The organism is Streptomyces sp. NPDC060209, assembly GCF_042728155.1.
Taxonomy (GTDB): domain Bacteria; phylum Actinomycetota; class Actinomycetes; order Streptomycetales; family Streptomycetaceae; genus Streptomyces.
Map to the genome: position 1 here is coordinate 1 of NZ_JBHWZS010000047.1, position 11883 is coordinate 11883.

Annotated in this window: 11 protein-coding genes; 1 reads left to right on the forward strand and 10 read right to left on the reverse strand. The window is 70.1% G+C overall.

Features of this window, described 5'->3' with window-relative positions; all coding sequences use genetic code 11:
* Positions 1 to 90 precede the first annotated feature (90 nt).
* Together ACFWFI_RS12265 and ACFWFI_RS12270 are read right to left on the reverse strand one after the other, a co-directional pair.
* Entirely contained in the window at positions 91 to 927 is an 837-nt protein-coding gene (locus tag ACFWFI_RS12265; protein ID WP_387388260.1) for an alpha/beta fold hydrolase, read from the reverse strand.
* Positions 927 to 1517 (reverse strand): TetR/AcrR family transcriptional regulator, encoded by a 591-nt coding sequence (locus ACFWFI_RS12270; protein WP_387388261.1) that lies wholly within the window; start codon positions 1515 to 1517, stop codon positions 927 to 929. The genes ACFWFI_RS12265 and ACFWFI_RS12270 overlap by 1 nt, the downstream gene beginning before the upstream one ends.
* A gap of 207 nt (positions 1518 to 1724) precedes the next feature.
* On the opposite strand from ACFWFI_RS12270, the gene ACFWFI_RS12275 reads away from it, so the two are divergent.
* Positions 1725 to 2318 (forward strand): hypothetical protein, encoded by a 594-nt coding sequence (locus ACFWFI_RS12275; RefSeq protein ID WP_387388262.1) that lies wholly within the window; start codon positions 1725 to 1727, stop codon positions 2316 to 2318.
* A gap of 42 nt (positions 2319 to 2360) precedes the next feature.
* Here ACFWFI_RS12275 and ACFWFI_RS12280 read toward each other — a convergent pair whose 3' ends face one another.
* The 8 genes from ACFWFI_RS12280 to ACFWFI_RS12315 all read right to left on the reverse strand — a co-directional run bounded on the left by ACFWFI_RS12280 (position 2361) and on the right by ACFWFI_RS12315 (position 11755).
* Positions 2361 to 3068, reverse strand: a complete 708-nt coding sequence (locus ACFWFI_RS12280) for a DUF2470 domain-containing protein (protein WP_387388264.1) — start codon at positions 3066 to 3068, stop codon at positions 2361 to 2363.
* Between the two features lie 127 nt (positions 3069 to 3195).
* Entirely contained in the window at positions 3196 to 5229 is a 2034-nt protein-coding gene (locus ACFWFI_RS12285; RefSeq protein ID WP_387388266.1) for a DUF2264 domain-containing protein, read from the reverse strand.
* Complete coding sequence (locus tag ACFWFI_RS12290) at positions 5226 to 6311, reverse strand: LacI family DNA-binding transcriptional regulator (RefSeq protein WP_387388268.1); 1086 nt, start codon at positions 6309 to 6311, stop codon at positions 5226 to 5228. The genes ACFWFI_RS12285 and ACFWFI_RS12290 overlap by 4 nt, the downstream gene beginning before the upstream one ends.
* Positions 6312 to 6353: 42 nt before the next feature.
* Positions 6354 to 8003, reverse strand: coding sequence for an extracellular solute-binding protein (locus ACFWFI_RS12295; protein ID WP_387388270.1), 1650 nt, complete (start codon positions 8001 to 8003; stop codon positions 6354 to 6356).
* A gap of 41 nt (positions 8004 to 8044) precedes the next feature.
* Complete coding sequence (locus tag ACFWFI_RS12300; RefSeq protein ID WP_387388271.1) at positions 8045 to 8932, reverse strand: carbohydrate ABC transporter permease; 888 nt, start codon at positions 8930 to 8932, stop codon at positions 8045 to 8047.
* Positions 8929 to 9783, reverse strand: coding sequence for an ABC transporter permease (locus ACFWFI_RS12305; RefSeq protein WP_387388326.1), 855 nt, complete (start codon positions 9781 to 9783; stop codon positions 8929 to 8931). The genes ACFWFI_RS12300 and ACFWFI_RS12305 overlap by 4 nt, the downstream gene beginning before the upstream one ends.
* Positions 9784 to 10009: 226 nt before the next feature.
* The gene (locus ACFWFI_RS12310; RefSeq protein WP_387388329.1) at positions 10010 to 11017 is read right to left on the reverse strand and encodes a hydroxyacid dehydrogenase; all 1008 of its coding nucleotides are present in this window, start codon (positions 11015 to 11017) and stop codon (positions 10010 to 10012) included.
* Between the two features lie 117 nt (positions 11018 to 11134).
* Positions 11135 to 11755: an SGNH/GDSL hydrolase family protein gene (locus ACFWFI_RS12315; protein WP_387388272.1), complete on the reverse strand. Its 621-nt coding sequence runs from the start codon at positions 11753 to 11755 to the stop codon at positions 11135 to 11137.
* Positions 11756 to 11883: the final 128 nt, after the last annotated feature.

Genomic DNA, 11883 nt, shown 5'->3' on the forward strand with positions numbered 1-11883 from the left:
GCTATGCCCTGCTTTTCGCTGCCTATCGCCCCCAGTTCGTTCTTGCGGCTGGGCTCCTACGTGATCCTTGCGAGCGTTCTGCAACACGCTTTAGGCGCGGAAGGCCTTACTGAGGAGCTCGCCGAACTCGGCGGGGTGCGTGGTCAGGCCGGTGTGCCCGCCGGGGAAGTCCAGGATTTCCGCTCCGAGACGCTCGGCCAGGAAGGCGGTCGCACGGTGGGGCAACTCCCCGTGCGAGTTCCGGCCGCAGGCGAGCACGAGCCGGTCCGACAGCGCCCGCAGTCGGTGGATGTCCGGGGCGTAGGACATGAAGCCGGGAACGATACGGCCGACGAAGTACGGCAGGTCGGACATCGTCCGCTCGGCCCGTGCCGCGGCCTCCGGCGGAAGCCTGATCCCGGCCGTGGGCTCGGCGGTTCCGCCGTCCTTCCGCAGCCCTGCTGCGAACGCGGCCATGGCCGGCATGAGCCCCTGTGTGCGGAGCGTCTCCTGTACGCGTGTGATGAGCGCGCGGTGGTCAGGGGCGTCCGGCAGGACCTCCACCACCGGCGGTTCGTGCGCCACGACGCGTCGGACCCGTTCGGGGCGGGTGGTGACGAGGTGCACGGCGGCGATCGCACCCGAACTTGCGCCGAAGACCCGGACGGGCCGGTCCGGTGACAGCAGTTCCAGGATCCGGAACGCGTCGTCGGCGTGCTCGGCCACCCGCTGCTCGGCCTCGGGGTCGTCGAGCGTGCTGCGGGACATGCCCCGCGGATCGTAGGTCGCGACCGTGTACTCGGTGGCCAGGTCTTCGGCGATGCCGTCGAAGGAGGCCGCGCCCCCGGTCCCCCCGGGGATGAGCAGCAGGAGCGGGCCCCGGCCGCGCACCTCGTAGTGCAGGCTCGCGCCGTCGACGCGCAGGCTGCCGATGGTCGGTCCGGTCATCAGGAGTCTCCTTCTCGGGACGGGGGCCAGTGCTCCAGGAGGGTGTGCAAGGCATCGAGGGCGCGCACCCAGGACTTCTGCGGCGAACGCGTGTGCGCGAACCCGCCTGCGGCCTCCAGGGCGACGAACCCGTGAAAGGTGCTGCGCAGCAATCGGACCGCGTCGGTGAGGTCAGGCTCGGCGAGTCCGTAGCCGCGCAGCATGCCGTAGGTCAATTCGACCGCGCGGCGAGGTCCGCGTGCCTCTGCGGCCAGCCCCGGATCGATCTGGATCGGAGTCTGCGTCGCCGTGTAGCGGCCAGGATGCTCGCGGGCGTACGTCCGCCAGGCGTCGGCGAACGCGATGAGCGCGTCCCTGCCCGCCCGCCCGGCAGACGCCTCCGCGATGCGGATGGTCTTCTCGTCCGCTGCCAGCAGCGCGATCCGTCCGCGCAGATCCTCCAGGCCGCGGACGTGCGTGTACAGACTCGCGTCCTTCACGCCCAGCCGTCGCGCCACCTGCGACATGCTCACCTGCTCGAACCCGACCTCGTCCGCCAGTTCGGCGCCCGCGATCGTCACCCGTTCCGCCGTCAGCCCGACGCGTGCCATGTGTCCTCCCGTCCTAGGGCTCCTAGGTATAGCCTAGTTCCTCTAGGTGAGGCAACGTCAGGGCTGCGCGCAGGGCCGCCGCAGCGACCTGCCCGACCCCAGCCGGTACGGCGGGCGTTGCGCCGACGTCCTGGAGGGCGCGGCTGCGTGGCCGCCGGCACCCGCATCTCGAGCCGCCGACGGGGACCCGTGGTCCAGAATCGGCGCATGGACGTCATCAAGCTGCTCGAAGCGGCTTCTCTGCTGGTTCCCGAGGAGAGGGCCACCGGGAACGACATGACGGTGAACGACGTCTGGGACCACCTCACTCGGGACGAGTGGGACGTGGCGCTCGGGCTGCTGGAGGAGCTCGGTGACGTCCCCCCGCTTCCCCTCAGATTTTGGGAGACCCTGGCCACCGCCGCCGAACAGGCGCGGCTGGAGAGGAGTGCCGCCCGGTGCCACTGGCGCTGCTACGAGACCCGCAACGGCATCATCCAGGCCGGTCTCACCCTCCGCCCGGCTGCCGAAGCGCGACGCCGGACGCCGTTCTCCGGTCACGGCGTCCTGCGGCCCATGTGGGACATCGGGAACCGGACCCCGGCCGGCGAACCGGTCCTCGACATCGCAAGGCTCTGGGTGGAGTTGACGCCCTTCCTGGGGCCCGGCGGGCAGCCTGTCGTACGACTCGCTCCCCTCGACCCGCCGCGGTGGCAGCACCTCAAGCCCGGCCGAGTGATCACCATGTACGAGGACCGGACCGTGGCGGGAACAGCGGTCGTCCTGCACACCTGGCGCCCTGCGATCGCCTCCACTCCGTAGGGCCTGTGGCCGAGAGGTGCCGCGCGGTGCTCCGGCCCGTGGTCAGGCGAGCAGTTGATTGCGGTGGGAAGCGCGACGGGCGGCGGCCAGCAGGGCGTGGATCTGAGGGCCGGCCTGGTCGAGCCGGGCCACGGGCTTCGCGAACGGCAGGCGGACGTCGCGGTGGGTGCCGGGGTACTCCAGACGCAGCGTCACGCCGTAACGGTCCATCGCCAGCGGGAGGATGCGCGTAGCTCCCTTGTCCGGCTGCGGTTGCACGAGGCGGAGGAGCAGCGGGACGAGTTCGCCGTGGTCGTCCACGAGATGGGTCAGCATCGCCGCCTCGCTGGTGGCGATCGGATCGGGAGCCGTCTCCTGCAGCGTGTCCAGCGTGACGAAGGTGCGGCCCCTGTGGTCCTCGAAGACCGCCTGGCCGAACTCCATGCAGGTGCTCTCCGCGGACTCCGTGCTGTACGGCGCCGACAGCAGGCCTGTCACCGTGACGCGGGCGCGCGTGCGGTCCCGCACGGGCGTCGGCGCGATGTCGGTGAACTCCAGCCGGACAGGGATGCGTGGCCCTGTTCGGGTGGTGCCGGCCTCGGACGGTTCGTGCAGGTGGATGTGGCCCATCGCGGCCGTGCCGTCGAGGCGGTGCACCTCGACGGGGTCGAGCCCGTCGCTCACCACCGTCATCGAATGGGCTGCGGTCAGGATCGCCAGCACGCGTTCGGCGGGGGTGGGCTGTGTGACGCGGGAGTTGAAAGGACGCATCCAAGTTCTCCAGAGGAGCGGGCGGGGAGACCTCATTACGGCTACTTAGGTATGCCTAACCTAACCTATGGATCGTGGTTCGGGTAGTGCGGCACCCTGCCCGACGGGTGTTCGAGGCGACACGGGGTCAGCCGCGGGATGCTCCGGGCGGCGAACCGTCTGCCAGGTCCAGGTCCAGGTCAGGGTGAGCGGTGGGCGGACCTCCCTGGACGCAGATGCTGGTGCCGTCGGGGAACCGGACCTCGATCATGCCGTGGGCTGTGGGGGAGACGCGGGCGAGGCGGCGCAGGCCCGGGACGTCCTTGTGTACCTGCGGATCCGAGGTGAGCACGACGAGGGTGGCCAGCAGCCGTGTGCCGCCCGGGTGGTGAGGCAGACGCAGCAGGGGCGTCGCCGAGAAGTACCCGACGGCGTTCCGGTCGGATGCCTGCTCCACCTCGCCATCCGGCAGGAGCCCGTCCTCGTCCCACCCGAGCACCCCCACGAGCACCGTCGTCAGCCCGTCGGCTCTGCGGGCCACGGCCCAGCCCGGGCCGGTCTCCCCCACGGGGGGAGCGTCGTCGCACGCCACGGCCCAGCCCCCTTCCCGTACGCAGAGCCCCGCAGCCGCCCGCACCCGGTGTACGCGCATCTCCCACGGGCCGTGCACGACGCTGGTCGACACGATTCCCGGGCCGTACCCGCCCTCGCCTCCCCCGGCCGAGGGAGTGTGCCAGGACGAGGCGTGCCGATCGCCGGTGTGCAGCGGATGGATTCGGCTCCGGAGAGTCGGCGGCCCCTCGGGCCCGACCAGCGCGATGTGGTTGTCCGGCCCGTCCGGCTCGCCCTGGGGGGGTGTCTCCGGCGCCGTGACGCTGGAGTACGCGAACCGGCTGTAGTGCGGGCTGTGATGGGCCGCCGCCGGCGACGGGGGCAGCCGGTCGCTGCCGTGGTTGACCAGGCGGACGATGCCGTCGCCGGTCGTGGAGTGGAGCAGCCAGCCCGGAGCGGGGAGGGCCAGATGCCGGTCGGACACGTCGACAGGGGCCGCCTCCTCGGTCTCGGTCCACACCGGGTGCTCGGCCGGCAGCAGCAGCCCCAGGAACGCCTTGCTCGCCCAATAGGGAGAGGCCGGACCGGAGTACGGCTGCGTGACGGGCAGGAAGGGGCGGTACCACCCGAGACTCAGCAGCCCGTCGCCGTCCGGCGCACCACGGTCGGCGAAGTGCCGGAGGGCCCCGGAGGCCAGACGGCGGGTACGGCCGGGTGGCAGCGGGGAGGCGTCCACCAGAGCACCGGCGAACAGCGGAGCAGCGGTGGCGAACCGGTAGGTGAGCGAGCGCCCTTGGTGGACGGGCGCGCCGTCCGAGCCGAAGAAGTGCTGATGGGTATCGAGGAACGACCGCATCCTGGAGCGGTGGGTGGCCACCAGGGCGGCGTCCGCGCGGTCGCCGGCGATGCGCGACCAGAGCGCGGGATAGAGGTGCAGTGCCAGAGCGTTGTAGTAGTCGAACTTACGGCCGTCGCCGTCGGTGTACCAGCCGTCGCCGCGGTACCAGTCGTCGAGGCGGGCGAGACCTGAGTCGATCTCGCTCTGCCGGTACGAGGCGCCGATCGATGCGAGGAACTCCTCGGTGATGACCTGGAAGAGTCGCCAGTTGGAGTCGTTGGGCCGGGCGCCCACGAAGCCCTCCAGCCATGCGGCGACCCGCTGCCGGACCGCGTCCGGCAGGTGGTCCCACAGCCACGGGCGTGTCTCGTGCAGGGCGACCGCGATGGACGCGGCCTCCACCATGGGCTGCGAGCGGTCGGTGATCTGCGGCCAGCGTTCCGGGTGGCGGGGATCGGTGCCCGCCGCGAGGCCCGTCGCGTAACGGGTGATGAGGTCGGTGACGGCGGTGCTCCCGGGAGCGTCACGGCCCTGCGCACCCGCTGTACGGAACGCCGCGAGCAGGAACGAACGGGCGTAACCCTCCAGCCCGTCCGACCACGCCCCCGCGTGCCCGGTGCGGCCGGGAAGCCGGAACTGGGCGAAGTCGGGGGTGGCATAGGGCAGCAGACCGGCCAGCAGCCTGTCCGCGTGGCTCTCCCAGTGGGCTCGGGTGTATCCCGTGAACGGCGAGAGCCGGGTGTCGGGGAGGGGCTGGGCGTACGTGTCGTGCGTGCGGTGCGGAGCGGTCATGCGGGAGCTAGTCCTCCAGTGATGCGCGGTACACGGTGGGCCGCGGGGGCGGCGACGCTGTTCCGCACGACGATGTGCGTGCCCAGCACATGGCGGGTCGAGGCCGGAAGCCCGTCCGGCTCGCGGAGCGCCAGCCGCACGGCGGCGCGTCCGAGCTCCTCGGCGGGCGTGCGGACGGTGGTGAGCGGGGGATCGAAGTCCTGGGCCAGCGGGATGTCGTTGTAACCGACCACGGAGATGTCGTCGGGGACACGCAACCCGGCGTCCGATACGGCGCGCAGAGCTCCGGCCGCCACCATGTCGTCCCCGGCGAAGACGGCGGTGAAGTCGCTGCGCCGGGTCAACAGCTGTGCCATGGCCCGGTATCCGGCGTCACGGCCCAGGCCGCAGTCGATGACGTCCTCACTCCCGGCGCCGAGCCCGTGGGCCGCCAGAGCGGCGCGGTAGCCGGCGACCCGCGCGTCCAGGGCGGTGTTGCCCGGCAGGCCGCCGAGGAACACTATGCGCCGGTGGCCCGCGGAGACGAGATGGCCGGTGAGGGCATGCGCCCCGGCCTCGTTGTCGAACTCCACCACGACGGCGGGCAGTCGGGGGTCGGGGGAGGGGCGGCCACACAGCACGAGACGCGACCCCGCCGCATTCAGGGCGTGGGCATAACGTGTCACCCGCTCCCGGTAGGCGTCGTCCTCGACGATCCCGCCCACCAGAATGACGAGCCCGGCGCCCTCCTCACGCATGAGCTGTACGAGTTCCGTCTCCCGGCGAGGATCTCCACCGGTGGACCCGACCAGACACAGCCTGCCGTGGTCCGAAGCCTCGGCCTCCACCCCCTCGGCCACCTGCGCGTAGAAGGGGCTGGTGAGTTGCCGCAGTACGACGGCCACCATGCTGCGGCCACCCCCCACCAGGGCCCTGGCGTGGGCGTTGGCGACATAGTCGAGGGACTGTGCCGCTCTGAGCACCCGTGTACGAGTGGCAGGCGGCACCGGGTAGTTGCCACTCAGTACGCGGGAGACCGTCGCAGGGGACACCCCCGCCCGGTCCGCGACCTCGCGGATGGTGACCCGACCCTTCGCCGCCATGCTCGTTCCTCTCGTTCCCGTGTCCGACGCCCGCGCCCGCCGTCAGCCGTTGGCGGCGCGCTCCTTCGCGAACTCCTCGGCTATTCTGTCGCCGCCCTGGCCGCGCCACTTCTTGACCGCCGCATCGAGATCGGCCATCGACGACCGGCCGGCGACCACCGCGGTCACGGTGTCCTCCATCAGCGCCCTCAGGGTGGTTCCTTGAGCGACGTCGGTGCGGGAGACCAGTCCGTAGGACGCGTTGCGGATGGTGAGGGGCACGACCTTCTGCTGCCAGGAGTGCAGCGCGCGGACCGCTTCCGGCCGCCCGGGGACGAACAGCACCTGCGGTCCCTCCGCGAGGTAGCGGAAGGGCAGGTTCGTGATGTTCTCCACCTCCCCGAGCGTGCTGCGCCGGGGTGAGCCGTCCTTGCCGCGGGTGAAGTGGACGCCCTCCACGCCGTACTGCAGCAGCTCCCACTCCTGGGAGCCGAACGGCGCCGCCAGGTGGTCGAGCAGGCGCAGGAGCATCTCGATGCGTTCCTTCTTCGCCTTCTTCAGGATGGTGTAGCCGAAGGAACGGCGGGCGGCGACGGCACCTCCCGGGGTGCCGTCCACGCTGTACGGCACGGCCGGGGCGGGGGTGAGCAGCCCCTTCGAGTCCGGGTAGAGGCTCGTGTAGGCGCCGAATCCGTTCTGCATGGATCCGACGGTGCCGTTCAGGAACAGCGTGGTGAGATCCGGGGAGGACAGCGACGTCGCGTCCGGATGGTAGGAGCCGTCCTTGCGCAGCTGCGACTGGAACGCGACGGCAGCCTTGTACCGTTCGTCGGTGTAGTTCGGGAGGAACGTGCCGTCCTTGTCGACAGCCCAGCCCTGCGGGGCTCCGTGGGCGGCGGAGTGCACCGCGTTGCAGAAGAGCGAGCCCTTGGCGGCGCCCAAGGCGTAGGACTTGCCCTGGGTGGCCTTCTTCGCGACCGAGGCGAAGTCCTCCGAGCCCCAGGCCTCCTTCATACCGGCGTCCGTGAACATGTCCTGGTTCAGCCAGAGGGTCGAGCCCGTCACCGGGCGTTCCAGGGGGACGCCGTAGAGCCGGCCGCCGATACGGCCCATGTCGTGCCAGGCGGCAGCGGGAATGCCCGCCAGGTTGGGGTAGTCGCTGATCGCCGCCCCGGACAGGTAGGGGGTGAGGTCCTGGGCCCTCTTCTGGACGAACTGCGCCTCCCGGGGCAGGACGTAGCCGGAGAACATGTTGATGATGTCGGGCAGCGACTCGGCCTCTCCGGCCATGACGGTCGCCATCTTCTTCTGGTAGTCGGCCTGCGGGATGACGGTGTACTCGATCTTGACGCCGAGCGCCTTCTCGACGGCACGCCAGTACTGGTTCTCCGCCGCCGGCTTCGGAGGGGTGCCGAAGGTGACGGACATGACCCTGATGGTGCTCCCGTCGCCCGGCGTGCGCTTGACCGTCTTGGCGAGGTCCGCGGGGTAGCTGGTGTATCCGGCCTGGACCCCGGACTCCGTCGGGGCGAGGTCGGGCTTCGCACCCGGCGCCGCCTGGTACTCGGGCCAGGCAGCGAGCTTCTTGCCCGCGTTGGACACGTCGCCGCCGCTCGAGGAGCTGGAGCAGGCGGTGAGGAGGGACGGCACGGCGGCTGCGGCGCCCGTGGCCGCCATGGTGCGCAGAACGGTGCGCCTGGACATTCTGGGCATGGCTGTTCGACCTTTCGGAGTGCGGCTCGTGAAGGGGAAGGTCAGCTCTTGATGGCGCCGGTGAGCACGCCCTTGGTGAAGTACTTCTGGAGGAACGGGTACACGAGCAGGATCGGGACCGTGGCGATCACCAGGACCGCCATCTGCACGGTCTGCGGAGCGCTGACGGTGCCCTCACCCGTCGTCGTGTCGGTCAGGCCCTCACCGGCGACGACGTAGGTCCGCAGGACCTGCTGCAGCGGCCAGTGGTCGCTCTCCATGTACAGGGAGGCGTAGAACCAGGAGTTCCAGTACGCCACCGCGTAGAACAGGCCGACCACCGCGAGTGCGGCCTTGGACAGGGGAAGCACGATGGACCACAGGATGCGCAGATCGCCGGCTCCGTCGAGGCGGGCGGCCTCGTACATCTCCTCGGGGATGCCCTGGAAGAACCCGCGGAGCACGACGAGGTTGAACACATTGACCAGCACCGGAAGGACCAGCGAGGCGTAGGAGTCCAGCAGGCCGAGTTCCTTCACGACCAGGAAGCTGGGGATCATGCCGGGCGGGAAGAGGAACGTGAACAGGACGAGCAGCAGAACCGGCTTGCTGCCGTACACGTTGGGCCGGGCCAGCGCGTAGGCCAGGAAGACCGTGCACAGCAGGCTGAGTGCGGTACCGACGGCGGTGACGCCGATGCTCACCCCCAGCGCGTGGGTGACGATCCCGCCGTCCAGGATGTCGCGGTAGGCGTCGAGCGTCGGTTCGGTCGGCCACAGGACCCAGCCGCCGTTGTCCACCACCTCGCGCTGCGAGGCGAGTGAGGTGGACAGGATCGTCAGGAAGGGGACGCACACCAGCGCCACCACGACCACGAGGGCGACCGCCTTGCCGGCCTGTGTGAGAGGGCGGGGCTTCTCCATCCACCCGGGGCGTACGTGCGTGCTCACCTGTAGACCCCCTGCTCGCCGAGGCGGTGTGCCACCTTGTTGGCCGCGTAGACGAGTGCGGCCCCGATGAGGCCCTTGAACAGGCCGGCGGCCGCGGCGTAGCCGTAGTCGCCGCCGACGATGCCCTGGTAGTAGACGAAGGTGTCGATGATCTCCGCCGCGCCGGGGCCGACCGCGTCGCGTTGGAGGAGCATCTGCTCGAAGCCGACGGACAGGATGTCGCCCAGCCGCATGATGAGCAGGAGCACGACGACCGGCCGGATGGCGGGCAGCGTGACGTGCCAGAAGCGGCGCCAGGGGCCCGCGCCGTCGATGGCGGCCGCCTCGTACTGCTGCTCGTCGACCTGGGACAGGGCCGCCAGGAAGATGATGGTGCCCCAGCCCGCGTCCTTCCAGATGACCTGTGCGACCACGAGCGGTTTGAAGGCGTCGGGGTTGCCGATGATGTCGACCGTGTGGATGCCGGCGTCCTGGAGGTAGCCGTTCACCATGCCGGTGTCGCCGAGGACCTGCTGGAAGAGGGCGACGACGATCACCCACGACACGAAGTGCGGCAGGTAGGCGATCGACTGGACGAAGCGGCGGACCGTGCCCCAGGTGAGGCTGTGGAGCAGCAGGGCCAGGGCGAGCGGGACGGGGAAGTAGAAGACGAGCTGCAGGACCGCGATCACGATCGTGTTGACCACTGAATGCCAGAAGGCGTCGTCCTCCAGCATGCGCTGGAAGTTGTCGCCTCCGACCCACGCGCTGCCCCAGATTCCGTCGAAGGGGACGTAGTCCTTGAAGGCGATGACGTTGCCGGCGAGGGCGCCGTAGTGGAAGACGACGAAGTAGGCGAAGCTGCCGAACATGAGCAGGGACAGCGCGATGCTTCGCTTGTGCTGGAAACGTTTTTGCTTGTTCTGAGCGCCTGGCGGTGAATGGGAAGCGCGGCTGTGGGCCGATTTCCCGGGGCGCTCGCGCAGCAGCGCTGCCACGGAGCCTCCTCGGCTGTGGTGTGAAGTGGACGGAAAATTAAAACGTTTTCAGAGTGTGGTCAACACCTGGGACACGATCCGCCCGACGGGGGCGGGGTGTTCAGGCGCGTAGCAGTGAGGCGTGGGCGGAGACGGCATGGGCGGGCGGGGAGCCGGCGGCGATGCGACGGAGCTCCTCGACGACGAGCCGGCCCATGGCCCGGCGCTCCGCCCCCACGGTGCCCGCCACATGACCGGTGAGCATGACGTTGGGCAGTGCGTGGAGCGGTGAGTCCGGGGGCAGCGGCTCGCGTGTGGTCACGTCGAGCACCGCGTACACATCCGGGCGTTCGCGCAGTACGTCGGCCAGCGCGTCCTCGTCGACCACCGCGCCGCGTGCGGTGTTGATGAGCGTCGCCCCCTGAGGAAGACGCCGAAGGAGCTCACCGGTGATCAGCTTCTCCGTCCGCCCGGGGATCAGTGGAGCGTGGATGCTCAACACACGGGAGCGGGTGAACAGTTCGTCGAGTTCGGCGACGGGCGTGACGTCCAGCCGGCGGAGGGTCTCAGGTGGGACGTGGGGGTCCCAGGCCATCACGTCGGACTCCAGGTGACGCAGACGTGCGGCGACCTTGCGGGCGGCCGAACCGAAGGAGACCAGACCGACGGGCTGCCCGTAGATGCCCGGGATCCCGTCCAGCGGCGGCAGTTCCGCCTCGCTCCTGATCCGGTGCGCTCTGCGGTGGACGTCCTTGAGGGCGAGGACGGTCTGGGCGTAGACGTACTCGGCCACCGGTTCGTTGTTCGCGTCGGCGGCCGACACCACGACGATGCTCCGTGCCCAGACGGCCTCGCTGATGAGTTTGCGGATGGAGCCGGCGGCATGGACCACCGTCCTCAGCGAGGGAAGCTCCCTGAGCAGGTCTTCCGTAAGCCGCGGCATACCCCAGGACGTGATCAGCACCTCGGCCTCGTGCCGGCGGGGGTGCAGACTCAGCGCGCGGCTGTCCTCGCACTCGGCCACGACATCGGCCAGCTCGGTCAGTTCGGCCCAGCCGGTGGGGCCGAACACGTCGTGCCTGAGCGCTCTGCTCAGCACGACGGCGGCACGAGGACGGGTGGATGGCATCGAGGACAAGATCAGGCTCCTTCGAAGAACATGGGCGGCGACACGTCGTCGGTGGCTGCCCCGCGACCCCGCGCGTCGAGGCCGCCGGACGGGCGGGGCGTACGGCGGTCCGCCGTGTCACCGCACCAGACGCAGCCACGCGCGTGCCAGCACCGCATGGCCTGCGGCCGTCGGATGAACACCGTCCTCCGTGATGACGGAGGGGTCACCGCTTTCCTGCGCCGCCTGGTGGAGGAGACCGTCGGCGGCGAGCAGCGACGCGTCGAACTCCCTCGCCAGCCGGCGTACGACATGGATCCGCTCGTCGAGGTCTTCGCGCCAGGCCCACTGCTCGGTACGGACGGGCACGAGGAAGGGCTCGACGAGGACGAGCCGGGTCCCCTGAGAGGCCGCTTGCCGCAGGAGTTCGCGGTAGGTGTTTTCGTAGGATTCGTGGGACGTGGTCTCGCCGCGGTCGTAGCGTCGCCAGGTGTCGTTGACGCCGACGAGCACCGACAGCACGGCCGGGCGCAGAGAAAGGGTGTCGGAGTCCCAGCGCTGGAGCAGGTCTGCGGCACGGTTGCCGCTGACGCCCCGGTTGTGGACCCGTGACGAGGGATGCGAGACGGCGAGTGCGTCGGCGATCAGCCTGACGTAGCCGTGTCCCAGGTCGTTGTCGTCGCCTGGGACGCGACCGGCGGCGGTGATGCTGTCTCCCTGGAAGAGGATGCCGACGGACCCTGACAGCTGAACGGGCATGCGTTCCCCTCATGTGACAGGTCGACAGATACCTGTACGCGTTCCGGTGGAGTCGATCCTGGAACGATTCACAGCCCAGGCGGTGCGACGTCCTGCATTGTGCACGTCCATCACGGTCCGAACAATAG

Bases quoted from the DNA above. Each gene is read 5' to 3' on its own strand.
- ACFWFI_RS12295 (WP_387388270.1), bottom strand. From the start codon at position 8,003: ATGCCCAGAATGTCCAGGCGCACCGTTCTGCGCACCATGGCGGCCACG.
- ACFWFI_RS12310 (WP_387388329.1), bottom strand. From the start codon at position 11,017: ATGCCATCCACCCGTCCTCGTGCCGCCGTCGTGCTGAGCAGAGCGCTC.
- ACFWFI_RS12270 (WP_387388261.1), bottom strand. From the start codon at position 1,517: ATGGCACGCGTCGGGCTGACGGCGGAACGGGTGACGATCGCGGGCGCC.
- ACFWFI_RS12275 (WP_387388262.1), top strand. From the start codon at position 1,725: ATGGACGTCATCAAGCTGCTCGAAGCGGCTTCTCTGCTGGTTCCCGAG.
- ACFWFI_RS12280 (WP_387388264.1), bottom strand. From the start codon at position 3,068: ATGCGTCCTTTCAACTCCCGCGTCACACAGCCCACCCCCGCCGAACGC.
- ACFWFI_RS12315 (WP_387388272.1), bottom strand. From the start codon at position 11,755: ATGCCCGTTCAGCTGTCAGGGTCCGTCGGCATCCTCTTCCAGGGAGAC.
- ACFWFI_RS12305 (WP_387388326.1), bottom strand. From the start codon at position 9,783: ATGTTCGGCAGCTTCGCCTACTTCGTCGTCTTCCACTACGGCGCCCTC.
- ACFWFI_RS12285 (WP_387388266.1), bottom strand. From the start codon at position 5,229: ATGACCGCTCCGCACCGCACGCACGACACGTACGCCCAGCCCCTCCCC.
- ACFWFI_RS12290 (WP_387388268.1), bottom strand. From the start codon at position 6,311: ATGGCGGCGAAGGGTCGGGTCACCATCCGCGAGGTCGCGGACCGGGCG.
- ACFWFI_RS12265 (WP_387388260.1), bottom strand. From the start codon at position 927: ATGACCGGACCGACCATCGGCAGCCTGCGCGTCGACGGCGCGAGCCTG.